23 protein-coding genes are annotated in these 23,218 nt (G+C 71.1%); 9 read left to right on the top strand and 14 right to left on the bottom strand.

Translation table 11 applies throughout. The annotated features are described in order from the left end of the window. Positions 1 to 36: 36 nt before the first annotated feature. From ACFZDL_RS14145 to ACFZDL_RS14135, 3 genes are read right to left on the bottom strand one after another with little or no spacing between them, the layout of a single operon-like run. Complete coding sequence (locus ACFZDL_RS14145) at positions 37 to 414, bottom strand: roadblock/LC7 domain-containing protein (RefSeq protein WP_353589415.1); 378 nt, start codon at positions 412 to 414, stop codon at positions 37 to 39. 46 nt (positions 415 to 460) lie between these two features. After that, positions 461 to 1,285 carry a hypothetical protein gene (locus tag ACFZDL_RS14140; RefSeq protein ID WP_353589414.1) on the bottom strand — a complete coding sequence of 275 codons (825 nt, stop codon included), beginning with the start codon at positions 1,283 to 1,285 and terminating at the stop codon, positions 461 to 463. Further along, complete coding sequence (locus ACFZDL_RS14135; RefSeq protein WP_353589412.1) at positions 1,282 to 1,644, bottom strand: hypothetical protein; 363 nt, start codon at positions 1,642 to 1,644, stop codon at positions 1,282 to 1,284. The genes ACFZDL_RS14140 and ACFZDL_RS14135 overlap by 4 nt, the downstream gene beginning before the upstream one ends. A 220-nt stretch (positions 1,645 to 1,864) precedes the next feature. On the opposite strand from ACFZDL_RS14135, the gene ACFZDL_RS14130 reads away from it, so the two are divergent. Beyond that, the gene (locus tag ACFZDL_RS14130; protein WP_353589410.1) at positions 1,865 to 2,230 is read left to right on the top strand and encodes a hypothetical protein; all 366 of its coding nucleotides are present in this window, start codon (positions 1,865 to 1,867) and stop codon (positions 2,228 to 2,230) included. A 75-nt stretch (positions 2,231 to 2,305) separates the two neighbouring features. Here the strand turns inward: ACFZDL_RS14130 and ACFZDL_RS14125 are convergent, their stop codons facing one another. Together ACFZDL_RS14125 and ACFZDL_RS14120 are read right to left on the bottom strand one after the other, a co-directional pair. Then, positions 2,306 to 3,157, bottom strand: a complete 852-nt coding sequence (locus tag ACFZDL_RS14125) for a helix-turn-helix transcriptional regulator (protein ID WP_353589408.1) — start codon at positions 3,155 to 3,157, stop codon at positions 2,306 to 2,308. Between the two features lie 30 nt (positions 3,158 to 3,187). Next, positions 3,188 to 3,934, bottom strand: coding sequence for a DUF6879 family protein (locus ACFZDL_RS14120; protein ID WP_353589407.1), 747 nt, complete (start codon positions 3,932 to 3,934; stop codon positions 3,188 to 3,190). A gap of 624 nt (positions 3,935 to 4,558) precedes the next feature. On the opposite strand from ACFZDL_RS14120, the gene ACFZDL_RS14115 reads away from it, so the two are divergent. Next, entirely contained in the window at positions 4,559 to 4,996 is a 438-nt protein-coding gene (locus tag ACFZDL_RS14115; RefSeq protein WP_353589405.1) for a hypothetical protein, read from the top strand. A gap of 4 nt (positions 4,997 to 5,000) precedes the next feature. Here ACFZDL_RS14115 and ACFZDL_RS14110 read toward each other — a convergent pair whose 3' ends face one another. Further along, complete coding sequence (locus ACFZDL_RS14110; RefSeq protein ID WP_353589403.1) at positions 5,001 to 5,930, bottom strand: oxidoreductase; 930 nt, start codon at positions 5,928 to 5,930, stop codon at positions 5,001 to 5,003. Positions 5,931 to 6,070: 140 nt separating this feature from the next. Continuing rightward, positions 6,071 to 6,946 (bottom strand): alpha/beta hydrolase, encoded by an 876-nt coding sequence (locus ACFZDL_RS14105; protein ID WP_353589401.1) that lies wholly within the window; start codon positions 6,944 to 6,946, stop codon positions 6,071 to 6,073. Positions 6,947 to 7,017: 71 nt separating this feature from the next. Between ACFZDL_RS14105 and ACFZDL_RS14100 the strand changes: the two genes are divergently transcribed. Both ACFZDL_RS14100 and cpt read left to right on the top strand, forming a co-directional pair. Beyond that, positions 7,018 to 8,028, top strand: a complete 1,011-nt coding sequence (locus ACFZDL_RS14100) for a hypothetical protein (protein WP_353589400.1) — start codon at positions 7,018 to 7,020, stop codon at positions 8,026 to 8,028. 249 nt (positions 8,029 to 8,277) lie between these two features. Beyond that, positions 8,278 to 8,829, top strand: a complete 552-nt coding sequence (cpt, locus tag ACFZDL_RS14095; RefSeq protein WP_353589398.1) for a chloramphenicol phosphotransferase CPT — start codon at positions 8,278 to 8,280, stop codon at positions 8,827 to 8,829. On the opposite strand, the gene ACFZDL_RS14090 is transcribed toward cpt, so the two are convergent. Both ACFZDL_RS14090 and ACFZDL_RS14085 read right to left on the bottom strand, forming a co-directional pair. Then, entirely contained in the window at positions 8,804 to 9,214 is a 411-nt protein-coding gene (locus tag ACFZDL_RS14090) for an SRPBCC family protein (protein WP_353589397.1), read from the bottom strand. The genes cpt and ACFZDL_RS14090 overlap by 26 nt on opposite strands. Positions 9,215 to 9,262: 48 nt before the next feature. Continuing rightward, positions 9,263 to 10,111: an alpha/beta hydrolase gene (locus ACFZDL_RS14085; RefSeq protein WP_353589395.1), complete on the bottom strand. Its 849-nt coding sequence runs from the start codon at positions 10,109 to 10,111 to the stop codon at positions 9,263 to 9,265. A gap of 102 nt (positions 10,112 to 10,213) precedes the next feature. Between ACFZDL_RS14085 and ACFZDL_RS14080 the strand changes: the two genes are divergently transcribed. Genes ACFZDL_RS14080 through ACFZDL_RS14070 form a run of 3 tightly spaced genes read left to right on the top strand, consistent with a single transcriptional unit; the run spans position 10,214 to position 13,650 of the window. Beyond that, on the top strand, positions 10,214 to 10,648 hold the full coding sequence (locus ACFZDL_RS14080; RefSeq protein ID WP_353589394.1) for a helix-turn-helix domain-containing protein: 435 nt from the start codon (positions 10,214 to 10,216) through the stop codon (positions 10,646 to 10,648). Between the two features lie 26 nt (positions 10,649 to 10,674). Beyond that, positions 10,675 to 11,574: an amidohydrolase family protein gene (locus ACFZDL_RS14075; protein ID WP_353589392.1), complete on the top strand. Its 900-nt coding sequence runs from the start codon at positions 10,675 to 10,677 to the stop codon at positions 11,572 to 11,574. Positions 11,575 to 11,619: 45 nt separating this feature from the next. After that, positions 11,620 to 13,650: a hypothetical protein gene (locus ACFZDL_RS14070; protein ID WP_353589390.1), complete on the top strand. Its 2,031-nt coding sequence runs from the start codon at positions 11,620 to 11,622 to the stop codon at positions 13,648 to 13,650. A gap of 16 nt (positions 13,651 to 13,666) precedes the next feature. On the opposite strand, the gene ACFZDL_RS14065 is transcribed toward ACFZDL_RS14070, so the two are convergent. The 5 genes from ACFZDL_RS14065 to ACFZDL_RS14045 all read right to left on the bottom strand — a co-directional run bounded on the left by ACFZDL_RS14065 (position 13,667) and on the right by ACFZDL_RS14045 (position 20,469). Then, complete coding sequence (locus tag ACFZDL_RS14065; RefSeq protein ID WP_353589388.1) at positions 13,667 to 16,036, bottom strand: glycoside hydrolase family 3 N-terminal domain-containing protein; 2,370 nt, start codon at positions 16,034 to 16,036, stop codon at positions 13,667 to 13,669. A 40-nt stretch (positions 16,037 to 16,076) separates the two neighbouring features. Then, the gene (locus ACFZDL_RS14060) at positions 16,077 to 17,000 is read right to left on the bottom strand and encodes a carbohydrate ABC transporter permease (RefSeq protein ID WP_353589386.1); all 924 of its coding nucleotides are present in this window, start codon (positions 16,998 to 17,000) and stop codon (positions 16,077 to 16,079) included. Continuing rightward, on the bottom strand, positions 16,997 to 17,983 hold the full coding sequence (locus tag ACFZDL_RS14055) for a sugar ABC transporter permease (protein ID WP_353589384.1): 987 nt from the start codon (positions 17,981 to 17,983) through the stop codon (positions 16,997 to 16,999). The genes ACFZDL_RS14060 and ACFZDL_RS14055 overlap by 4 nt, the downstream gene beginning before the upstream one ends. Continuing rightward, the gene (locus ACFZDL_RS14050) at positions 17,983 to 19,293 is read right to left on the bottom strand and encodes an extracellular solute-binding protein (protein WP_391191199.1); all 1,311 of its coding nucleotides are present in this window, start codon (positions 19,291 to 19,293) and stop codon (positions 17,983 to 17,985) included. Before ACFZDL_RS14050 ends, ACFZDL_RS14055 begins: the two co-directional genes overlap by 1 nt. Before the next feature lie 132 nt (positions 19,294 to 19,425). Continuing rightward, positions 19,426 to 20,469: a LacI family DNA-binding transcriptional regulator gene (locus tag ACFZDL_RS14045; protein WP_353589379.1), complete on the bottom strand. Its 1,044-nt coding sequence runs from the start codon at positions 20,467 to 20,469 to the stop codon at positions 19,426 to 19,428. 120 nt (positions 20,470 to 20,589) lie between these two features. Between ACFZDL_RS14045 and ACFZDL_RS14040 the strand changes: the two genes are divergently transcribed. Further along, complete coding sequence (locus tag ACFZDL_RS14040; RefSeq protein ID WP_353589377.1) at positions 20,590 to 21,690, top strand: endo-1,4-beta-xylanase; 1,101 nt, start codon at positions 20,590 to 20,592, stop codon at positions 21,688 to 21,690. 13 nt (positions 21,691 to 21,703) lie between these two features. Further along, the gene (locus ACFZDL_RS14035; RefSeq protein ID WP_353589376.1) at positions 21,704 to 23,110 is read left to right on the top strand and encodes an endo-1,4-beta-xylanase; all 1,407 of its coding nucleotides are present in this window, start codon (positions 21,704 to 21,706) and stop codon (positions 23,108 to 23,110) included. The last annotated feature ends 108 nt before the right edge of the window (positions 23,111 to 23,218 follow it).

Here is a 23,218-nt window from a genome sequence, read left to right as displayed (position 1 = left end):
CCGGACGGCCGGCCAGACGCCTGACCGGACGGCTGCTCAGACCCCGAGATCCACGGACATCAGCTCGGCAAGGCGCTCGACGGTCGCGCGGGATGTCACATGGAGCCCGTCCACGTCGAGCCCTTCGTCCCCCCTGACCGCCAGCAGCGCCTGTTCCCCGATGGCATAGACGACCAGGTACCCGGACTGTGCGCGGGTGACCACTTCCCGCAGCCCGCCGATGCCGAGCTCCCCCGCGGTGCGCCGGGCGAGGCCCAGCGAGGCGGCCGCGAGCGCGGCCACCGACTCGGCGTGGATCTCGTGGCTGTCGGACGCCACGAGAAGGCCGTCCGCGGTGGCGATGAGGGTGTCACTCACGCCAAGTACTCGTTCCCGCAGGTCTTTCAGCTCCTGGGCCAGTCCTTCATCACTCACTAAGAGAACTCCTTGCGCGGTGTGCGGGGGGTTGCTGCTGCTGTGTTCAGTTGTCGGTCGGTGCGGGGCGGCTTTGGCCCGGCCGGCGCCGGGGCAGGACGGCGGGCGGCAGCGGGGCGGGCGGTACGGCGGCGGGGGCGCCCCCCTCGCGCGCGGGTGTCCTGATCGCGGCGCCCGCGGCCCCGGCCCCCGTGGGCGCCGGGGCGGGACGGCCGTCCAGCAGGCCGCGGGCGGTCATGGAGACGATGTCGGTGACGACGGCGAAGGTGCCGCGCCCCACCAGAAAGGCGATGTCACGGGGTGTGTGCCGACCGTTGGCGTGCACCAGGATGTCGCGGAAACGGGCGTTCGCCACACCGGTCGGGGCGGCCCGGCCCGTCACCCGGTGCGTCACCAACTGCTGGGGCGAGCCCCACCGCCCGGACAGCTCGGACAGCCGGCGGCGGTTCTCGCGCAGCAGATCCCGCGGATGCACCCCGGGCCGTACGGGAAGCGGGAGGTTGACTGCTCCGGGTTCGGTCCGCCACCGCTCCGGCCGGTTCAGCGCCAGGACGAAGGCCGCGTCGTACAGGGCGGAGACCGTGACCACCTCCAGCTCCGCCGCGCTGACCCCGGCGCTCGCCGTCAGCTGCTCCGCCACCCGCTCCTCCGCGGCGCCTGCGGCGAACGCCGCGGACCACTCCCGCTCGGTGATCCGCCCCGACTTCAGCAACAGGGACTCGGGCCCCGGCGCGCCCGGGGTGACGATCCCCGCGATCAGCCCCTCGCGCAGATGCATGACCCCCGCCGGGCTTCCCTCGATCCGCAGCACCCCGGTGAACCGTTGCTCACACAGCGCCGTCAACTCGCTCCGGAAGTCACCCATGCTCATGCGAACAAGTGCCTTGCGTGGTCATCGATCTGACGGGCAGCCAACGCGAGGTTCGTGCTCTCCCTCGCCAGCGCGACCACCAGCAACAGGGCGTCGCCCCGCTCCCGGGGCACCACCCGGGTGACGTAGTGACACTGTGTGGTGGTCACCGTGATGTTCTCCAACTCGCCCTCGCCATGGGCGGCTTCAAGTGTGTCCGAAACCCGACGAGCGTCTTCACAGGCCTGCCCGGCACGCGGCAGCGCCGAACGGTCGCCGCTGAAGCCGTACTCCAGCCCCGTGGTGCCGTCCACCAGCATGGCGGCGCTGACCCCCTGGTGGTCGAGCAAGTGGCGCATGGACATGGCCAGTTCGGACACCCGGCCCCCTTCACTCTGGAGTGCCGCGACGATACTCTTCGATCACAAATTTGGCGAGAAAGAACTCAGCCGATCACAATCTGGGTAAAAATCATCAACAGCTGTGCTTCTCTTGCACGTTACGTGATGGCACCCGTTGCCGCATGCGATCTGCTGACCACCGTGCTCACCCATCCACCGCGCGGCCTGACGCCCGACGTTGACCTCGAAGGAAGTGCTGATGAACCTTGAGACCGCTCTGAAGGAGGCCATGACGATCGACGGTGCCGTGGGGGTGGCCGTCGTCGACTACGAAAGCGGAATGACCCTGGGCACCGCGGGCGGCGGCAACGGTCTCGACCTGGATCTGGCCGCGGCCGGCAACACCGAGGTCGTCCGGGCCAAGGTCCGCACGCTGGCCAGCCTGGAACTCCACGAGAACATCGAGGACATCCTGATCACGCTGACCGGGCAGTACCACCTCATCCGGCCGCTCCAGCAGTCCAACGGCTCGCTCTTCCTGTACATCGCCCTGGACCGCCAGCGCGCGAACCTGGCCCTCGCGCGGCACAACCTGCGCAAGATCGAGCAGGGTCTGGAGATCTGAGCGGCGCGGCGAGACGCGGCGCGGGACCTCGGCTACACGGGGTGCACCGGGCGCCGGTGCGCCGCCGTGCCGCGCTCACGGGAGGTCCAAGGCCCGGCGCGCCTGGATGATGACACGGTGGGCCTCGGCGCCGAAGACGGCGGACTCGCGCAGGGTGTTCCAGGCGCGTAGGTAGGTGGCGATGCTGGGGGCGTCGTTGATCCACAGTTCCGCGTGCCACTCCTCCACCATCACCAGCCGTTCGTCGTAGATCCAGAAGCCATTGGCCGGCTGGATCTTCAACGGCGCGGTGAACGGCACGATCCCGAGCTCGACCGTGTCCAGGCCGATGACACTCATGAGCCGGTCGAGCTGTGCGGCGAGCACCGAGGGTGGGCAGATGAGGGCGCGCAGAACTCCTTCCCACAGCAGGAACCGATAGCGCTTACCAGAGTTGTACAGCGCCTCCTGACGCCGTACCCGAGCGCGCACCGCAGCTTCGGTGTCCCGTGGCGACCGCTGGAATTCGGCGTTCCGAGTGAAGACGGCGCGGGCGTAGTCTGCTGTTTGGAGCATGCCCACGACGAGGCAGTTCTCCCATGTGCGCAGTGTGGTCGTGCGGTCGTGCTCGGCGGTGATCGCATCCTGGACTGGCCGGTGACCGGCGGCCAGTTGGCGGCGCCACGACCGGATATGGGATTCGAGCCCGCTGAGCCGCGAGTGCAGTTCCTCGGTCGCGTCGGGCTGGTCGGTTGCCTCTGCCCAGGCTCGCAGATCTTCGGCCGACGCGGTCTGGCGTGCGTTCTCCAGCTTGTAGATCTTGGAGTGCGGCCAGCCCAGTCGTTCCGCCAGTTGCGGGCCGGTGAGCCGACCGCCTGGGCATGAAAGACGCAGCTCTCGGAGGCGTGCTCCCAGGGTCTCCCGTGCCTGCTGAAAGTCCGTGCTCACCGGTCACACGTTACTTTGCCGCGACGCTGCCTACGAGGGCACGTCGGCCGCGAACTCCTTGTAGGGCACCGCGTAGTGCCAAGCCGCGTCACGCACCTGGACGTAGCGGTTCACCGCTACTGGCTCGGTGATCAGCTCGACGTCGACCAGGTTGTCGTCGTCATCGAAGTTGAGCAGGGCGACGAGCCGGGAGTCGAAGATCCAGAAGTCCTCGGCGGGCAGCCGCAGCCGGTCGGCGTCGGCGCGCCACAGGTTACGGATGTCCTCTCCCATGTCGTTGTTCCGGGTTGCGCTGTAGAGGAGGTAGCGCTGACCGATCGTGGGCGGATCGTCAACGATGCGCACCCGCTCGACCCGCTTTCCTTGCTGAGTCTGCTCATGGATCGTGGCGAAGAACGGGTGGTAGAGCTCCAGCGGCATCTGGCCCGTGTCGACGAACTCCTGGTAATCGGGCGCCGATTCATCACTCGCGAACCGGCGGCGTGTCTCCAGCCGCCAGGCGGTGTGCTCGAACGTCTCGAAGAGCTTCCCGAAGGCGTCCAGATCGATGATGCGCGGCGCGCGAGTGACTTCCTTGGGGCCGAAGTCGACCAGCAGCTCTCGCGGCACCACGATCGGCACCTCGCCTTCACCCAAGTGCTCGAGCTGGGTGAGGTCCTCGGGGTCGGTGAGTGGTGTGCCGTGCACGATGATCTCTCCGCTGTCCAGATCCTCGTGCACGGCCGGGCAGCCCGTAACTCCGGAGCCCGTCCCGTTGAAGCGCAGTCGTCGCGCCATACCCACGTCCTTTCATCGGGTGGTGACGCACCAGCATTCCGGAGTTTCGTCGCTCTGCGCTATGCAGTTCTCTACGCAGCGTGAGAATAAACAAGAACACTCCGCCGATGTGCGAGAACATTCGAGAACATCGCGTGGCATCGCCCGGCTCCACCTCCCTAGCGTCCTGTTTGTGCAGGACACAGCGGGAGTGCGACGCCGAGAGTCCGCGAACAGACGTGCGGATGGCCTGAAGTGGGCCGCGCTGGAGGAGCAGGCCAAGAAGGCCGCCTCGACGTAGGCAGCGCGCGTCGCGCTTCCCCTTGAGATCCCGCGCCGGCTGGACCGGAGCCCTGGCAGGTCGAGCCCAGCCGGAACGGGTGCACGTGCACGACGGCGCGAGGAGAGTCCCCGTGCCGATGGCACAGAAGGGAATTTTCCCGATGCGGCTGGCAGGACACAAGGCCGTCTTACGGCAGGACCCGGACGACGGCGACACCATGCCCGACACCGACGCACCCTCACCCCCCCTCGGGCGGCGGCTGCGGTGGCGGCGACGGCTGCGGCCGTCAGTAACCCCGGCGGACGGGACAGCCCCGCCCACTCACACGGGGCTGTCCTCTCCTGGTCAGCGAAGGCGACACAATGCACCACCACCCCCATCATCATCACCACCATCACGGCTACACCTGGCTCGGCTCAGCCCACGACCTCCTCAAGGACGGCCCCAGACGACCCATCCACCCCGAGTTCAAGACCACCAGGACCGTCCCCCTCGAACGCGCCCACTGGCTCCTCAAACCCGCCACCTTCATCCAGGGAACCTGGACGGACCCCACCCAGGCCACCGACTGGTTCGCCACCCAGGTCCGCGAACACACCGCCGCATTCGCCTCCGACCACGACCGCGACCCCGGAACACTGTCCACGAGGCTCAAGAACACCACCAAGGCCCTCGCGACAGGAGAAGACGTCGTCGGAGGCTGGTACCTCACCGGGCAGCGGTTCCTCTCCATCTGCCTGATCGCGTGCGGCCCCCACCGCTTACGCCCCGAGATCCCCTGCCCCCAGCGGCGAACGTGAGTCGTCAGCCCGCGAGCGCGTCGTACCGCACACCCGTCAGCCGCTCCGACGCCGCCCACAGCCCCCGCCCCGCCTTGTCGTCCCGCGTCCACTTCGCGCGGGGCGAGCGGGTGGGGGTGCCGCGCCACATGCCGAAGGGTGGGCCGAAGAAGTCGTCCTGGTGTACGTCGGGGGCGGTGGCGGCGTAGAGGGTGGGGAGGGCGCCGTTGTCGGGGGATTGGGCGAAGAAGCGGTTGCCGATCTCCATGAAGCGCTGGGTGCCTCGGCGGCCCTCCATCTTGGGGGCGGCGGTCTGGAGGTTGGTCGAGGCGTAGCCGGGGTGGGCCGCGGCGGCGGTGAGCTGGGTGTCGGAGGCGCGCAGGCGGCGGGCGAGCTCGTGGATGAAGAGGAGGTTGGCGGTCTTGGAGCGGGCGTAGGCGGTCCAAGGGCCGTACCTGCGCTCCATGTTCAGGTCACGCGGGTCGACCGTCCCCAGCATGTGCATGAAGCTGGAGACGCTGACCACCCGCGCCCCCGGCCCCGCCGCCAGCAGCTTCGGCAGCAGCAGGCCGGTCAGCGCGAAGTGGCCCAGGTGGTTGACGCCGAACTGCGTCTCGAAGCCGTCGGCTGTTCTGCGGTGGGGGAGGGCCATCACACCCGCGTTGTTGATCAGCAGGTCGAGCCGGTCGCCCTCGTACTCGGCCGCGAAGGCCCGTACGGACTTCAGGTCGGCCAGGTCCAGCGGCGCGACCCGCACCTCCGCGCCCGGCGCCTCGGCCCGGATCCGCTCCGCGGCCTCGGCGCCCCGCGCCTCGCTGCGGCAGGCCAGCACCACCTGGGCGCCGTGGCGGGCGAGCTCGCGGGCGGTGATGTAGCCGATGCCGCTGTTGGCGCCGGTCACGACGGCGGTGCGGCCGGTCTGGTCGGGGATGTCGTTCGCGGTCCAGCCCTTCATCGCGCGCTCCTTCGAGGTCTGTCGCCGTCTGCCGAGGTCTGTCGCCGTCTGGGCTACCAGTCGGTAGCCATCGCCTCCGGCGACAGCCTAAGCGCGAGGCCGTGAAGGTGCGAGGTGTGAGGGGTGTGCGGGACGGTCGCCTACCGGTCGGCCGCGGCCTTCTGCAGGAGGGAGACGAGGACGGGCTCGGCGTGGGTCCACAGCACCGCGCCGCCGATGCCCGGTACGACGCGACGGCCGGCGCCGGGGATGCGGGTGGCCAGGAACGCCCCGTTGTCGGGCGAGTGGCTGGTGTCATGCTCGCCGTACCAGAGGTCGACCGGAACGGCGATCCGGGTGAGGTCGAACGGCCACCGCCCCATGGCCAGGACCGTGTCCCGGGCGTATCCGGCCGCCCGGTGGGCGAAGCCCTCGGCCAGGGCGCGGCGGTAGGCGGCCGCGAAGCCGGGTTCCCGGTACACGGCGAGGTCGCACTCCGGACTGCCCGCCATCACCATGTCCCACATCGCCTCCGCGCTGAGACCGGCGAAGAACGCCTCGGTGCCGGCCGGGTCGCTCGCGGTCCGGTCGACGAGGCCGCGCAGATCCGGTGGCAAGGCGGTGGCGAACTCCGGCGCGGCCACCTCGTCCGCCCCGGAGACGACGGCCAGCGCGGAGGCGATGCCCTCCACGGCACACGCGAGCGCGAACGGCGCGCCCTGGGAGTTCCCCACCAGCGGCGGGCGTCCGAGCCCGCGGAGCCCGGCGAGTTGGCGGATGTCGTCGGCGAAGTCGGCGAAGCCCCGGCCGGGTGCGGGGGTCGAGACGCCCAGCCCCGGACGGTCCACCGAGACCAGGCGCACCCCGAGCGCGTGGACGGCGTCCGCGCCGAAGCCGAGCCACCGGCTGGTGGCGGCTCCCGGACACAGCAACACGGGCACGCCGTCCGGCGGGCCCCACTCGGCCCACCCCAGCGAACGCCCGTCGGACAGCCGCTCCTCACCGAGCCGCGCGGGATCCTCGATGAACACGCTCATGATCACCCATCTTGGTCGGGGAGCGGGCGCCGCGCACATGGGTTTTCGCGGCCCGCGGTTACGATCCCGGCATGGCTGACAGTCGGTTGATCAAGAGCAGCGTGATTCCGTCCGAAGGAAACATCGACGCCTTCGCTGTGGCCGACGTGAACGGACGGCCATGGGCGGTGTGCGTCAGCCGTGACGACGTGTGGACGTGGGACCTGATCGGGGACGAGTGGCTGGAGCGGCCACTGGACGATTTCGACAACGGGTCGTACGGAATACCCGTGTACCCGGACTTCCAGCATGTGGATGTGGCCGTCATCGAGGGGCGGCTGCTGTTCGCCGCGGGCGGGCAGCACCAAGGGCCGGGGTTGTGGGACGTGATGAGCGGCGAACTGCTCAATCCCCCGCCAGAGTTCCGCAGCTGTATTCATGGCCTGGCCATGACGTTGGAGGGCGGGCGCATCACCCTCGTGGCCGGTGCGGCCGCTCCCGGGGTGTGGGTATGGGACCCGGCGGATCCCGAGGTCGAGGCGTGGGGGCCGACGGATGACGAGTACGCGGAGGAGCAGGAGCCGCGGGAGCTTCCCGGCCACTCCGACGATATGAGCGGTCTTGCGGTGGGGCGGGTGCGCGGGCGTCCGGTGGTGGTGTCGGGCGGTGACGGCGACGTTCTGTTGTCGGATCTGGAGTCCGGAGAACTGGTCCACAAGTGGTCTGCCGACGGGCTGGTCCACGCCGTTGCCCTGTCCGAGGTCGGTGGCCGCCCCGTGGCGCTGGCGGTGACCGACTCCGGCGAGATGCGGATCTGGGACGCGGTCGGGGGTGAGCCGGTCGGCCGTTTCCCCACGGGACACAGGGGGCGTACGTCCGCCTTGGCCACCGCTGCGGCCGGGGCTCGTACGCTCGCGGTGACCGGCAGCGACGACGGGACCGCCCGGGTCTGGGACCTCGCCGAGGGGCGGCAGGTCGGGGCGCCGCTGGCCGGACACGAGGGTGAGGTCTGGACTGTGGCGTTCGCGCCGCTTGGCGGTCGGCACGTGGTGCTGACGGCGGGTCGGGGCGGTGTCGTACGGGTCTGGGACCCCTTGGTCTGACCAGGCGATGACTGCGCCCGCGTTGTCGGATCAGCCGGGCTCGGGCCGCGACGGGGTCGGTTCGCCTCGCCGTTGGACGGCATGGTGTGGTTGCCGGTGCGGGTATCGTCTCGCGCCTTCGGCGCAAAGCGGCCAGCAGCGGGATCGGGGGGAGGGGGCGCGCTGCTCTTCGAGCCGTCGGCCTGGCAGGCGTTCGTGGATGCCGTCCGGGGCGGTGGGCTCGACGGTTAGGCCGTCTACGCTGGCTCCGTGACGACTCAGGTGATCGTGCTCAATGGTGGTTCCAGCTCGGGGAAGTCCAGCCTCGCCAGGGGGCTGCAAGCGGTCCTGCCCGATCCATGGCTGACGTTCAGCGTCGACACGTTCGTCGAGGCGATGCCCGCGTCGATGACGGGGGCGGCGTCCGGGATCGAGTTCGCTCCGGACGGCGGGGTGAGCGTCGGGTCGGAGTTCAGGGCGCTGGAGGCCGCGTGGATCGAGGGGATCGCCGCGATGGCCCGGGCCGGGGCCCGGGTCATCGTCGACGAGGTGTTCCTGGGGCAGGCGGAGTCACAGCAGCGGTGGGTGAAGGCTCTGCGCGGTCTCGGTGTGCTGTGGGTCGGCGTCAGGTGTGAGCCCAAGGTCGCCGCCGCCCGTGAGGCCGCCCGTGGGGATCGGGCGGTGGGGATGGCCGAGTCGCAGGCGGATGTGGTGCACCAGGACGTGAGCTACGACCTGGAGGTGGACACCTCGCACGCCGGGTCCCTGGAGTGCGCGCGGGTCATCGCCGCTCACGTCAGGCGCGCTCCAGCACCTGCTTGAGCGTGGTGAGGTCGCGGGTCACCGCGTCCGCGTCGCGTTGGAAGTCCTCGTCGCTCATGCCCGGCTGTCGGCGGAGCGTGAACACCACCTCGCAGCCGCTGCCGTCGGCGATCACCCGCACCGGGTTGTAGACGGTCTCGCCCGACGGCAGCGTGACATCGTGATCGAGGACGCCGAACTCGTTCGGGGGCGCGAAGGCGACCACGACCCGTCCCAGGGGGGAGGAGTCGGCGATCCACTGGCCGTCGATCTCGGCGATGGTCTTCCCCAGCCCGTGCGCCCACTGGGGGAGGTTGGAGGGGTCCGACGCGTAGTCGTACACGGCCTTGGCGGGGCGGTCGATACGGGTGCTGATGTGGCGCGATTCCGGGGCGATGTTCTCCATGGCCCCGACGGTACGGCGCCGCTGCCGACGTGGTCTTGAACGAATCGGTCAGGGCTGAGCGGGAACGGGGAGCAGGCCGCGCAGACTCGCCGCGTACCCGGACGGGTGGCTGGTGTTGCCGTTGTGGCCGCCGGGGAGTTCCACCACCTCGGTGCCGAGCGCGTCCGCGAGGGCGTAGGCGCAGCGGCGGTCGAAGACGCCCTCGGGGGTGGTGCGGCCGACGGCCGGGATGATGCGGGTGGGGGTGTCGGTGAGGGGGGCCACATCAAGGGTGTCCTTGAGCACCGCCGTGAAGTCGTGGCGGATGAAGTAGTCGAAGTTGGCGCGGCGCAGGTCGTTGATGGGCTGCGGGGTCAGGCCGGGCTCGGAGTCGCGGCCGCTGGTGTCGATGCCGAGGACGCGGGCGATCTCCGGAAGGGCGGCGGCGAGGCCGTCCTGTGCGTAAAGCCCTTGCAGATGGGCCAGTTCGTGTTCGTGGTGGGTCCGTTCGGCGGCGGGCAGCAGGCGGGGCGCGACGGGCTCGTGGGCGATCAGGGTGTGGATCCGGCCCGGGTGGCGCACCGCGAGGTGCAGGCCGATGACGGCGCCGAGGCTGCAGCCGAGCATCGCGGCCGGCTCGGGTGTCACCGCCGCGAGTACGCGCGCCGCGTCGTCGGCGTGCTCGGCGAGCGTCGCGCCGTGCGACGGGTCGTGGAGCCGGCTGCGCGACAGGCCCCGCCGGTCGTAGGTGATCACCGTGTGGGTGTCGGCGAGGCGCGTGACGAGGTCGACGCTGCGATCGGCGTCGCCCTCGCCGCTCTGGCTGATCAGCAGCGCGGGGCCGGTCCCGCGCACCTGGTAGTGGAGGGTGGCGCCGGGCGCGTCGAGGGTGCCGGTGCGGGTGTTGTCGTACGTCATGGGATCCCCCTCGTGTCGGTGGCGTGGCTGCCGTGCGCCACATTAATCCATCGGATTCGATGTATCAAGATAGATGTATCGAATTCGATGTAGCCTCGCCGTGTGAACGGAGTCGAACTCTTCCTCCTCGGCCGTACGCTCATGAAGATCGGCGAGGACGCCATGCCCGAACCCCCCGGCGGGGCCGAACGCCACTCGGGCAGCACACGCCTCGTGCTGATCGCCGCCAGCGACATCGCCGCGCACCCCGGCACCACCGTCGGCGACATCGCGGCCCGCACCGGACTGCCGCAGAGCCAGGTCTCCACCGCCGTCGCCCGGCTGAAGGAGGCGGGGTCCATCACCACCGCCCCCGACCCCGCCGACCGCCGCCGCGCGCTCATCAGCCCCGCCGCCGAGCCCTCCGCCCGCGTCGAGCAGGTGCGCGCCACGACCATCGACGCGGCCCTCGCCACCGCCCTCGGCACCGACGACCCTCAGCGTCTGCGCGAGGTGACCGACGCCCTCGCGGTCCTCGCCCGCCACTTCAGCCCGTGAGCACCACCGGCACTACGCTGCCGTCCATGGCCGACCCGCTTCCCCGCACCAGCGCCGCCGAGCGCGCCGACGTCGCCGCCTTCCGCGCCGAGGTGGGGCTCGACCACCTCATCGACGTCCACACCCACTTCATGCCGCAGCGCGTCCTGGACAAGGTCTGGGCGTACTTCGACGCGGCGGGCCCCCTCGTGGGGAAGGTCTGGCCGATCGCCTACCGGCAGGAGGAGCAGGTACGCCTGGACGTGCTGCGCGGCTTCGGGGTGCGCGCCTTCACCGCGATGCTCTACCCGCACAAGCCGGGCATGGCCCGCTGGCTCAACGACTGGGCCGCCGACTTCGCCGCCCGTACGCCCGACTGCCTGCACACCGCGACCTTCTACGCCGAGCCCAGCGCCCTCGACGATGTGCGCCGCGCCCTCGACCAGGGCGCGCGCGTCTTCAAGTGCCATGTGCAGGTCGGGGAGTTCGACCCCAACGACCCGCTGCTGGACGGGGTGTGGGCGCTGCTCGCCGAACGCGGCATACCGGTGGTCACCCACTGCGGCTCCGGCCCCATCCCCGGCCGGCACACCGGGCCGGGCCCGATCGGCGCCCTCCTCGTCCGCCACCCCGCGCTGCGGCTGGTGGTCGCGCATCTCGGCGGGCCGGAGTACGCGGAATTCCTCGACCTGGCCGAGCGGTACGAGCACGTCATGCTCGACACGACCATGTCCTTCACCCCGTTCGTCGAGGCCGATATGCCCTTCCCGCGCACCGAGCTGCCCCGGCTCGCCGCCCTGCGGGAGAAGGTCCTGCTGGGCACCGACTTCCCGAACATCCCGTATCCGTACGGGGAAGGCCTGCGCGCCCTGCGGGACCTCGGCCTCGGCGCCGACTGGCTGCGCGCGGTCTGCCACGACAACGCCGCCCGCCTTTTCGGGCTGTGACAGGCCGCTCGGCCCGCTGTCGGACCCATGAGTCAAGATTTCCCCATGGAGACGACAGCGGGCGGGCTGGTGACGGAGCGCGCCGAGGTGGCCACCCTGGACGATTACGGCGTGGCGAGCGCGCTGAGCGGGCTCGTCGACGGGTCGGGGCATTGGGTGAGACACGGCTCCCTGGCCGGTATCGAACGGACCGGGCGCTATCTGACCGGGACATGGGACCCGGCCGAGCCGGACGGCGAACCGGGGAAGGCCGGCGAGGGGTCCTGGGCACGGTTCATCGGGCGGATCGGCGCCGTGGCCCTGCGCGCCGCCGCGCCGTCCACCCGCGAGGAGCGCCGTCAGCGGTTGCTGGCGCTGCTGGAGTTCTGGGCGGAGGGGCCGTTCGCCGACCCGAAGGCGCGGTTGCGCACCGGTGTGGTGCGCAAGACGGTCGACCGGGAGGCGGTGCGGGACGAGCGGGGGGCCGTCGTCGCGGTCGGCTGGGCCGGACAGGGCGGCCGGAAGTTCGTGGATCTGCGGACGGGGGAGGCGGAGCCGCCGAGCCTGGGGACCATCGAAGAGGTGCGGGACGTGCCTCGCGGCTGGGGCGGCGCCGAGCAGCTGCGTCGGCTGGTGGGGCTGGTCAGGGAGCGCGGGCCGGTGCCGTGGGACCCCCAGGCCGTGGCCTTGCTGTGTGACGGCACGGGCCTGGGACGCGCGGCCGCGTCCCTCGTGCTGGCGGGAGGCCTCGACCGGGCGCACACCCCGTTCCTCGACGGGCATGAGCGGGAGGTTCTGCGGCTCAAGGTGGCCGAGGCCGAGGACGGCGCGTCCGAACTGGCCCGGCTGACCTCGCTGGAGCGCCTTGAGCTGCTGGCGGATGTGCTGCCCGAGGACCCCGCCGAGCTGTGGGAGCCGGGCGGGATGCGTGGGGTGGCGGAGCGGCTGGTCGAGGAGTGGCGGGAGCGGCGCGGCCGGCGGGCCGTGGTGCCGCAGCGTACGCTCGACGCGGTCGTCGAGCTGCAGCTGCTGCGCCTGTCGGCGGCCGAGTTCTGCGCGGCGTTCACCGACCCCACCGCCGAGCCCGGCCTCAGCGCCCCCGTCGACACCTGGATCAAGAACACCGACCACGGCCCGATGGTCACCGACGCCAACGCCCGGCGGGACATCGCGAGGTTCGAGGACCGCCTGCTCGCCGTCGTCCCCAACCTGTTCTGGGTCTACGCCGAGCTTCCCGCCGGTGACCCCGTCCGAGCGGGGGCGCCCGGCCTGGTGCGGGTGGTTCAGGAGCGGTTGGACCACCCGGGGGTGCTGCTGGACGCCGGCACGCTCAACCGCGAGGTGGGGGCCTCGGTCGCCGAGTTGCACGAGCGATTCGGGTACCAGCCCTATGCCGGGCCGGAACGGCTGGACGTCGCGTCCATCGACGACGGGCTCACCGTGGTCACGGACGGCGTGGTCGACCGCCGAGGGTACCTGTCCCGGACCCGCCTGTACTTCCGCCCGGCGTTCTACGGCGACAACGAGCGCTCCCGGGCGCTGCTGGGGGCCAGGGCCGACTCCCGCTACGACCGTGAGCTGGGGATCGTCGAGTGGCTGCGCGGCCCGGTCTGCGCGCGCATCGTCGAGCGGATCGAGAGCGCCGCGCTGCCCGCCGGCGCGTACGAGACGAATCCGGCGGCCTCCGCGCCCGATGTGGTGGCTCAGGTCGCGGGGAAGCTCGGCATCGACGAGGACGCGGCGGCGCTCTATCTGCAGCTGCTGGCCCTGCCCGCGCCGACCGACCGGAAGGTCCGCACCTGGAACGGGTGGAAGGCCGCCCGGCACCAGAAGGCCGTCGCCGTGCTGGTCGAGCGCGGCCTGGTCGACGAGGACAAGCGCCCCCGGGCCGGCCGTCAGGTCTTCCTGCCGGGCGAGTGGATCCACGCCAAGAAGCCCTACCAGCCCATGGAGGCGTGGAAGGCGGAGCTGCTCGGGGTGGACCGCTCCTACAACGGGCGCCTGGAGAACCCCCTTCCGCTGCCCGCGCGCACCCTGCCCGAGCTGTTCGCCCACGCCTGGGCGCTGGTCGAGGACGGAGCCGGTCCCTCCGCGTAGCCCCCGGCCACCGGCGTCACTTCACCTCCACCGCGCACACCAGCCGCCGCCGGTGGTCCACCGCCCGCTCCGGCCCGGTCAGCGTCAGCGGCACCGTGTGCCGTACGTCGGCGTCCGCGCTGGAGGCGGCCAGGCGCAGCTCCAGCGGCCCGGGTGCGACGATCCGGCCCCCGTCGGGGGCATACGGGTAGGAGGCCAGGTCGGCGTGGAAGGTGAAGTGGACCTCGGCGCTCTCGCCGGGGTCGAGCGGGACGCGGGCGTAGCCGATGAGCCGGGAGACCGGGCGGACGGTGCGGGCCACGGGCTGGTGCAGATAGAGCTGGACCACCTCGGTGCCGGGGCGTTCGCCGGTGTTGCGGACGGTCAGCCGCAGCGTGGTCTCGCCGTCGGTGGCCAGGGTGGTCGCGTCCGTCGCGTCTGTCACCGGGGGGCCCCAGTCGAAGGAGGTGTACGAGAGGCCGTGGCCGAAGGGGTGCAGCGGGGTCGGGTCGACGCTGCTGGCCTCGCCCCGCAGGCCCAGCGGCGGCTGAAGGTACGTCCAGGGCTGGCCGCCGGTCGTGTACGGGACGCTGACGGGCAGCCGGCCCGAGGGGTTGACCCGGCCGGAGAGGACCGCGGCGACGGCCGGGCCGCCCTCCTCGCCGGGGAAGAAGGCCTGTACGGCGGCGGCGAGCAGGCCCGACCAGCGGCCGAGCGCGTAGGGGCGGCCGGTGAGCAGGACCAGCACGACGGGTGTGCCGGTGGTCAGCAGGGTGTCGAGCAGGGCGCCCTGTTCGCCGGGGAGTTCCAGGTCGGGGGCGTCGCAGCCCTCGCCCGAGGTGCCCCGGCCGAAGAGGCCGGAGCGGTCGCCGAGCACGACGACGCACACATCCGCGTCGGCGGCGACGCGGGAGGCCCGCGCGAGGCGGCTCTCGGCGGCGACGGCGGCCGAGGTCGCGGTGGCGCCGGCCGGGGTCGTGGCCGGGCCGGGCGGGGCGCAGCCCTCGGCGTGGGTGATGCGCGCGCCAGGCAGTTCGGCGCGCAGCGCGGCGAGCACCGTCGGCACATCGATGCCCAGCGGCAGGTCCGGGTGCTCGACGCCGACGTGCCGGGGGAAGGTGTAGCAGCCGAGCATCGCCGCGGGGTCGTCGGCCAGCGGGCCGACGACCGCGATGCGGGTCTCGGGCGCGAGCGGCAGCGCCTCGCGGTCGTTGGCGAGCAGCACGACCGACTCCTCGGCCAGCTGCCGGGCCACCTCCCGCATCACCGGCGGGTCCAGGTCCACGACCTGGGGCAGCGCGGGCGGCGTGGCCGACCAGTCGGGGTCGAGCAGCCCCAGCTCGCACTTCTGCCGCAGCACCCGCAGCGCCGCCGCGTCCACCAGCGACTCGGGCACCTCCCCGGCCCGTACGGCGTCCCGCAGCGGCGCGGCGAAGCAGCGCACCGCGGGCAGCTCCACGTCCACGCCCGCCTCCAGCGCCAGCGCCGCGGCGCGCGCCGGGGTGTCGGCGACACGGTGGTTCAGCTCCAGGAAGGAGAGGCCGAAGTAGTCGGAGACGACGGTGCCGGAAAAGCCCCAGCGCTCGCGCAGCAGTTCCGTCAGCAGCCATCGGTTCGCGGCCGACGGGACGCCGTCGAGGTCGTTGTAGGCGTGCATGACCGAGCGCGCCCCGCCGTCCCGCAGGGCCATCTCGAACGGCGGCAGGATGACGTCCGCGAGTTCGCGCGGGCCGATGGAGACCGGCGCGTGGTTGCGGGCGCCGCGGGAGGCGGAGTAGCCCGCGAAGTGCTTGAGGGTGGCGATGATCCCGGCCGACTGGAGGCCGCGCACATACGCGGTGCCGATGGTCCCGACGAGATACGGGTCCTCGCTGATGGACTCCTCGGTACGGCCCCAGCGCGGGTCGCGCACCACGTCGAGGACGGGCGACAGCCCCTGGTGGATGCCGACCGCCCGCATGGAGGCGCCGATCAGCTCGGCGGCCCGGCCCACCAGCGCCGGGTCGAAGGTGGCGCCCCAGGCCAGCGGGGTGGGGAAGACGGTCGCGCCCCAGGCGAAGAACCCGGTCAGGCACTCCTCGTGGGCGACGGCCGGAATCCCGAAGCGGTTGCCCGCGGCGACCCGCGCCTGGGTGCGGGCGAGGGCGGCGGCGCCCTCGCCCGGATCGACGGGCGCGGTGCCGAAGGGGCGGGTCAGCTGGCCGAGTCCGTGGGGGAGCAGGGCGTCGAGGTCCACCTCCTCGTTGACCTCGTGCTGGAGCGGGGCGACGTCCTCGCCCTCGGTGGACTCGGAGCCAGGCCAGACGCCGGCCAGCTGGGCGAGCTTCTCCTCCAGGGTCATCCGGGAGAGCAGGTCCGCGGCGCGGTCTTCGGCGGGAAGGGAGGTGTCCTGCCAGGGGTGAGGCATGAAGCTCCTTGTCAGATCTGCTCAGGCTGGTCGGGTCTGCTCACTTGCCGCCCACGCCCATCAGGCCGTTGATCAGCTGGCGCCGGGCGAAGAGATAGACGACGAAGATCGGGACGATGGACAGCACGACCGCGGTGAGCAGCGCCGGGGTGTCCACCCGGAACTCGCCGACGTAGTCGTACAGGCCGAGCGTCAGCACCCGGTTGCTCCGGGACTGGGTGAGGATCAGCGGGAACATGAAGCCGTTCCAGGCGTGCAGCGCCGAGTACACCCCGACGGTGGAGATCCCCGCCCGCGACATCGGCACCACCAGCCGCAGCAGCACCCGGGTGGGCCCCGCGCCGTCCAGCGCCATCGACTCGTACAGCTCCTCGTCGATGTCGCGCATGGTGCCCGCCAGGATCAGCACGCTGACAGGGAGGGAGAAGGCGGCCGTCGGAAGGATCACCGCCAGCAGGGTGTCGTACAGCTGGAGCTTGGTGATCACCAGATAGATCGGGATGATCACCGCCTGGGACGGGATCGCGAGTCCGAGCAGGAAGATCTGGAAGACGCGCCGGGACATCCGGCCGCGGGCGCGCACCACCGCGTAGCCGACGGTCACCGACAGCACGATGACGATGGCGGCGCAGACGGCGGTGACGACCAGGGTGTTGCCCAGGTAGGTGAAGAAGTTGCTGCTGAGCACCCGGTCGTAGTTGGCGAGCGTGGGATGGGTGGGCAGCGCGAGCGGGCCGTCGTCGATGTAGCCGTCGCGGGTCCGGAAGGTGGTGGCCACCAGTACGTACAGCGGGGCGCCGACGATGACCAGCCACAGCAGGGAGGCGAGACCGGCCGGGTAGTTGGGGCGCCGGGCGCCGCTGCCCCTCAGGAGGCGGGACAGGCCCGTGCGGCGGGGCGCCGGCGGCGGCGCCTTGTCCGTCCTGCGGTCCGCCCCGGGGCGCTGGTGCAGCACGTCGGTCATATCCCCTCCCGGGTGCTGCGCATCGCGCTGAAGCCGGTCAGCCGCACCAGCAGCAGCGAGACGGTGGTGGCGACGACCACGAGGAGGGCCGCGACCGCGCTGGCGTAGCCGAGGTCGAAGGCCTGGAAGCCGTTCTTGTACATCAGGAACGGCACGATGCTGGTGTCCGTGCCCGGACCGCCCTTGGTGAGGATCAGGACGGTGTCGAAGAACGTCAGCGCGCCCACCACCATGATCACCGACGAGGTGACCACGGTGTTGCGCAGCTGCGGCAGCGTGATCGAGAAGAACTGGCGGACGGTGCCGGCGCCGTCGATCGCCGCCGCGTCGTAGAGCGAGCGCGGGATGGCCCGGGCGCCGCCCTGGTAGATCAGCGTGTGGAGGGGGATGAACTGCCAGGCGGTGACGAAGAGGATCGCCCCGAAGGCGCCCTGCTGGTTGCCGAGCAGATCGCCGTCCTCGAAGCCGAGGGCCGGCCCGATCTCCGCGATGAGGCCGAAGTTGGGGTCCAGCAGTTGCTTCCACACCAGGGCGAGGGCCACGGAGGACGCCAGCAGCGGCAGGAAGAAGATCGCCGACAGCACGGCGCGGTTGCGCTGCCGCCCGGCCGCCCACACCCCCAGCAGCAGCGCGATCGGGGTCTGGAAGAGCCAGGTCAGCACGGTCAGCAGCAGGCTGAGCCAGACCGCCTGGCGCATGTCCGGGTCGTGCCACAGCCGGGACCAGTTGTCGGTGCCGGTCCACTGGGGGGAGCCGATGCCGTCCCAGTCGGTGAAGGCCAGATAGCCGACCAGCAGCATGGGGGCGACGGCGAAGCACGCGAAGAACAGCACCCCGGGGAGCGCCCAGGCGGCGCTGGGGCGGCCCACGGCGTCGCGCCCCACGGCGTTGCGCCCCACAGCCTTACGCTCCGAGCCGCCGCGGGGCGCGCCCTTGTCGGGCGCGCCCTTGCGAACGGCGTCCCCGCTGACGGGGCCCGCCATTACTTGATGTCCTTCTTCATCGCCGCGACGAACTCGGCCGGGCTCAGCTGCCCGTTGAACAGCTTCTGGATGTTGGTGTGCAGCGCCGGGGTGTTCTTGGCCGACAGCGCCTGGTCCCAGGAGAGGGTGAAGCTGGGGGCCTCACGGACCATGTCGTACTGGAACTTCGCGTAGGTCGGGTTCTCGTGCTTGCTCAGCAGCGATGTGGCGTCGGAGGTGGTGGGCACATCGCCGTTGGCTATCAGGTCCTTGGAGTAGTCCTGCTTGGCGGCGAACTTCAGGAACTCGATCGCCGCGTCCTTCTTCTTCCCCTTGGCCTTGGAGTTGACGGACCAGTAGTTGGTCGGGTTGCCCACCACGTTCTTGGGGTCGCCCTTGCCGCCCGGGGCGGCCGGGAAGGTGGTCCAGCCGAGCCCCGACTTGGCGAAGTCCGGCTGGTTCGCCTTCTGGTTGGCGTACTCCCAGGAGCCCATCAGATGCATCGCGGCCTTGCCCTTGGCGAAGAGCGTGGAGGCCCCGTCGGCGGTGTAGTTGACCGACTTGTAGTTCTTGCCGAAGGCGCCCCGGTCGACCAGCTGCTTGATCGTCTCGGCGGTCTTCAACACGCTCGGGTCGCTCCACGCCGAGGCGTCCCCGTTCTGGATCCGCTTGAAGACATCGGCCCCGCCGTAGCGGTCCACCAGGTACTCCACCCACATCAGCTCGGTCCACGCGTCGGTGCCCGCGAGCGCGAAGGGGGTGACGCCCTTCTTCTTGAACGTGTCGACAAGGCCCAGCAGATCGTCCCAGGACGTGGGGGGCTGCGCCCCCGCGTCCTTGAACACCTTCTTGTTGTAGAAGAGGATCACCGGCTGCATACCGCGCATGGGGATGCCGTAGAACCTGCCGTTCACCGCCCCGGCCTTGAGGATGGAGGGGATGAACGCCTTCTTCAGCTCCGGGTCCTTCTCCAGGGTCGGGCCGAGGTCGACCAGCATGTCCTTCTTGGCGAAGTCGCTGATGCTGCCCCCGCCCCAGTTGAAGAAGACGTCCGGGGCGTTGGGGGTGCCCATGGAGGTGCGCAGCTTGTCCGAGTAGCCGTCGCCGGGCACCTCGGTGAGCTCGACCTTCACATCCGAGGTCTTGTTGAAGCGCTCGACGACCGCCCGCTGCACCTTGGTCGAGGCGTCTCCGTAGACCCAGACGCTGAGAGAGTCGTCCGAGCCGCCGGGGCCGGAACTGCCGCAGGCGGTGAGGGTGGTGGTGGCCAGGAGCGCCGCGGCAGCCAGGGTGGACGCGCGGAGGATCGCCCGTGACCTGGGGGTACGCATCGTCATCGTCGCATTGCCTTCCGGAAGTAGCCCGATAATTCTCGGAAGTGATTGCGTGGACGGTATGAGCACGCCGACGGCCTGTCAATAGATCGCACAAACAGGCTTGTCGAAACGTACGAACGGCCGGGCTCAGCCGGTGCTCGGCGCGGCCGTACTGGCGCGGACGACCAGCGCCGTCGCGAGTTCCACCCGGGGCGACTCGATCTCCTCGCCACGCGCCTGGCGCAGCACCGTACGGGCCGCCAGCTTGCCCATCTCCGCCAGCGGCTGGCGCACCGTGGTCAGCGGCGGAGCGGACCAGCGGACTTCCGGCAGGTCGTCGAAGCCCACCACGCTCACGTCCTCCGGCACCCGCAGGCCCCGGCGGCGCAGGGCCTCGATCGCGCCCAGGGCCATCTGGTCGCTGGAGGCGAACACGGCGGTGGGCGGGGTGGCCGCGTCCATCAGCTGATCGCAGCAGACGAAACCGGACTCGTGGTAGAAGTCGCCCTGCGCGACCAGCCCCTGGTCGTACCGAAGCCCCGCCGCCTCCAGGGCGGCGCGGTGGCCGTCCTGCCGGGCCCGGCTGCACAGCAGCCGCGGCGGGCCGGCGATGAAGCCGATCCGGCGGTGGCCCAGGCCCAGCAGATGCTCGGTCGCGGCCATTCCGCCCGCCCAGTTGGTCGCCCCGATGGTGGGCGCGTCCAGGGCGGGGGAGCCGGCCGGGTCGACCACCACGATCGGCACGTTCAGCCGCCGCAGCTCCTCGTGGAGCACCGGTTCGAGCACGGAGGTCACCAGGATCACCCCGTCCGAGGCGCGCGCCCGCAGGTTCTTCATCCACTGCCGCGCCGCGCCCGCCCGGCCGTGGATGGCGGAGACCACCGTGCCCACCCCGTCCTCGTGCGCGACCTCCTCCACACCGCGGATGATCTCCACCGCCCAGGGGCTGTCCAGGTCGTTGAAGACCAGGTCCACCAGGGCGGCCCGGTCGCCCGGGGCGGTCTGGCGGCGGCGGTAGCCGTGGAGCCGCAGCAGATTCTCCACCCGGGCCCGGGTCTCGGGCGAGACGTCAGAACGTCCGTTGACCACCCGCGAGACCGTGGGCACCGACACCCCGGCCTCCTGTGCGATGGCCGTGATCGTCACCTTGGGCCGGGCGCCACCCTCGGGGCCCGCGCTCTCCGTAGCCATTTCCGCCTCCTCCGTTGACGAGAGTCACTCCCGCCTCTAGCTTTCCGGGCGCACCCTCGGAACCTTGCAGAAGTCTTCCGGAAAACCGGATCAGACGTGAAGAGAAGAGAGGGACGTCCTATGAAGCTCCTGAGCTTACGCAGCGGCGCACTGGTGGCCTCGGCCGCCGTGGCGACCCTGGCCTTCGGCCTCGCCGCCCCTGGTCAGGCCGCGGATCACCGGGCCGGAAAGGCGACCGCCGCGACCGGTGGCGACACCCGCGTGAAGGCCAACCCCACCCTGCGCGAGGTCGCCGCCCGCACCGGCCGCTTCGTCGGTACGGCGATCAGCGACGGCCGGCTCGGCGACGCCGCTTACGCCAACATCGCCAAGAGCGAGTTCTCCAGCGTCACCGCCGAGAACGCCATGAAGTGGGGCTCGGTCGAGCCCAACCGGGGCCAGTTCAACTGGGCCGCCGCCGACCGGCTGGTCTCCTTCGCCCAGAGCAACAACCAGAAGGTCTACGGCCACACCCTCGTCTGGCACAGCCAGATGCCGAACTGGCTGGCCAACGGCTCGTTCTCCAACTCCGAGCTGCGCACCATCATGACGAACCACGTCACCACCCAGGTCAGCCGCTACAAGGGCAAGGTCCAGCGCTGGGACGTGGTCAACGAGGCGTTCAACGAGGACGGCACGCTGCGCCAGTCCAAGTTCCAGCAGCAGCTCGGCGAGTCGTACATCGCCGACGCCTTCCGCGCCGCGCGCGCCGCCGACCCCGGCGCCAAGCTCTTCATCAACGACTACAACACCGAGGGCACGGGCGCCAAGAGCAACGGCCTGTACAACCTGGTCCAGCGGCTCAAGAGCCAGGGCGTGCCCATCGACGGCGTCGGCTTCCAGAGCCACCTCATCGTGAACCAGGTGCCCTCCACCATGAAGGCCAACCTGCAGCGCTTCGCCGACCTCGGCCTGGAGATCGTCGTCTCCGAACTCGACATCCGCATGGCCACCCCGGCCGACTCCACCAAGCTCCAGCAGCAGGCGGCCAACTACAAGACCGTGGCCCAGACCTGCCTGGCCGTCTCCCGCTGCGCGGGCATCACCGTCTGGGGCTTCGGCGACCGGGACTCCTGGGTCCCCGGCACCTTCCCCGGTCAGGGCGCGGCCAACCTGTACGACAACAACTACCAGCCCAAGCCCGCCTACACCGCGTTCCGCGACGGCCTGGCCGGATCCTAGGGGGCGGCACCAGATGAGACCTCACCCGCACGGTACGGGCGCCCGGGGCCTGCGCAGAGCCGCCCTCGGCCTCGCCGCCGCCGGGGCGCTCCTGCTGGGCCTGGCCACCCCCAGCAGCGCGGCCGACCCGGTGCTGCGCGACCTGGCCCAGGCCAAGGGCAAGTACTACGGCACCGCCGTGACCGCGTCCAAGTTGAACGGCACCTACGCCGCCATCGCCGGCGGCCAGTTCGACTCCATCACCCCCGGCAACGAGATGAAGTGGGAGTCCGTCGAACCCGCCCGCGGCTCGTACAACTGGTCCGGCGCGGACGCCGTGGTCAACTTCGCCCAGGCACACACCATGCAGGTGCGCGGCCACACCCTGGTCTGGCACAGTCAGCTGCCGGGCTGGCTGACCTCCGGCACCTGGACCGCCGACCAGCTGCGCACCCTCATGACCGACCACATCGCCACCGAGGTCGGCCGCTACAAGGGCAAGATCTCGCACTGGGACGTGGTCAACGAGCCGTTCAACGAGGACGGCACCTTCCGGCAGTCGATGTGGTACACGAAGCTCGGCCAGAGCTACATCGCCGACGCGCTGCGCGCCGCCCGCGCCGCCGACCCGGACGCCAAGCTGTACCTCAACGACTACAACACCGACGGCACGGGCGCGAAGAGCGACGCCATGTACAACCTGGTGAAATCGCTCACGTCACAGGGCGTCCCGATCGACGGCGTCGGCTTCCAGGGCCATCTCATCCTCGGCCAGGTGCCGTCCACCATGCAGGCCAACCTGCAGCGCTTCGCCGACCTCGGCGTGGACGTCGCCGTCACCGAGCTGGACATCCGGATGCAGCTGCCGGTCACCGACGCCAAGCTCGCGCAGCAGAAGGCCGACTACAAGGCCGTCACCAGCGCGTGTGCCGCCGTCACCCGCTGCAAGGGGGTGACGGTCTGGGGGTTCACCGACTCCGACTCCTGGATTCCCGACGTCTTCGACGGCCAGGGCGCCGCCACCCCGTACGACGAGAACTACCGGCCCAAACCGGCGTACTACGGCATCGCCGAAGCCCTCGGCTGGAGCGGCGACGGCGGGCAGGACCCGACGCCCACCACCGGCTGCGCGGTGACCTACTCCGTCACCAACCAGTGGAACACCGGCTTCACCGCCAACGTCACCGTCAAGAACACCGGGTCCGGCGCCGTCAACGGCTGGAGGGTGGCCTGGACCTACCCCTCCGGCCAGCAGGTGACCTCCGCCTGGAACGCCACCGTGACCCAGACCGGCTCCCAGGTCACGGCGGCCGACGCGGGCTACAACGCCACCATCGGCGCCGGCGGCTCGGTGTCGTTCGGCTTCAACGGCAACTGGTCCGGCTCCAACACCGCACCCGGCGCCTTCACCCTCAACGGCGCGGCCTGCACCACGGGCTGAGCGCTCCCGACCGCCTGGACGGCGGTGACCCGCCCCGCCGTCCAGGCTCCGCGCCCCATCCGGTGCCCCTTGGCGCCTGCGGCGCCACGCGGCGGAGCTGTATATCAG

It is taken from the genome of Streptomyces sp. NPDC007917 (genome assembly GCF_042959105.1).
Taxonomy (GTDB): Bacteria; Actinomycetota; Actinomycetes; order Streptomycetales; family Streptomycetaceae; genus Streptomyces.
The sequence above is the reverse complement of the archived record's forward strand: the minus strand, read 5'-3'. Positions and strand labels throughout refer to the sequence as shown.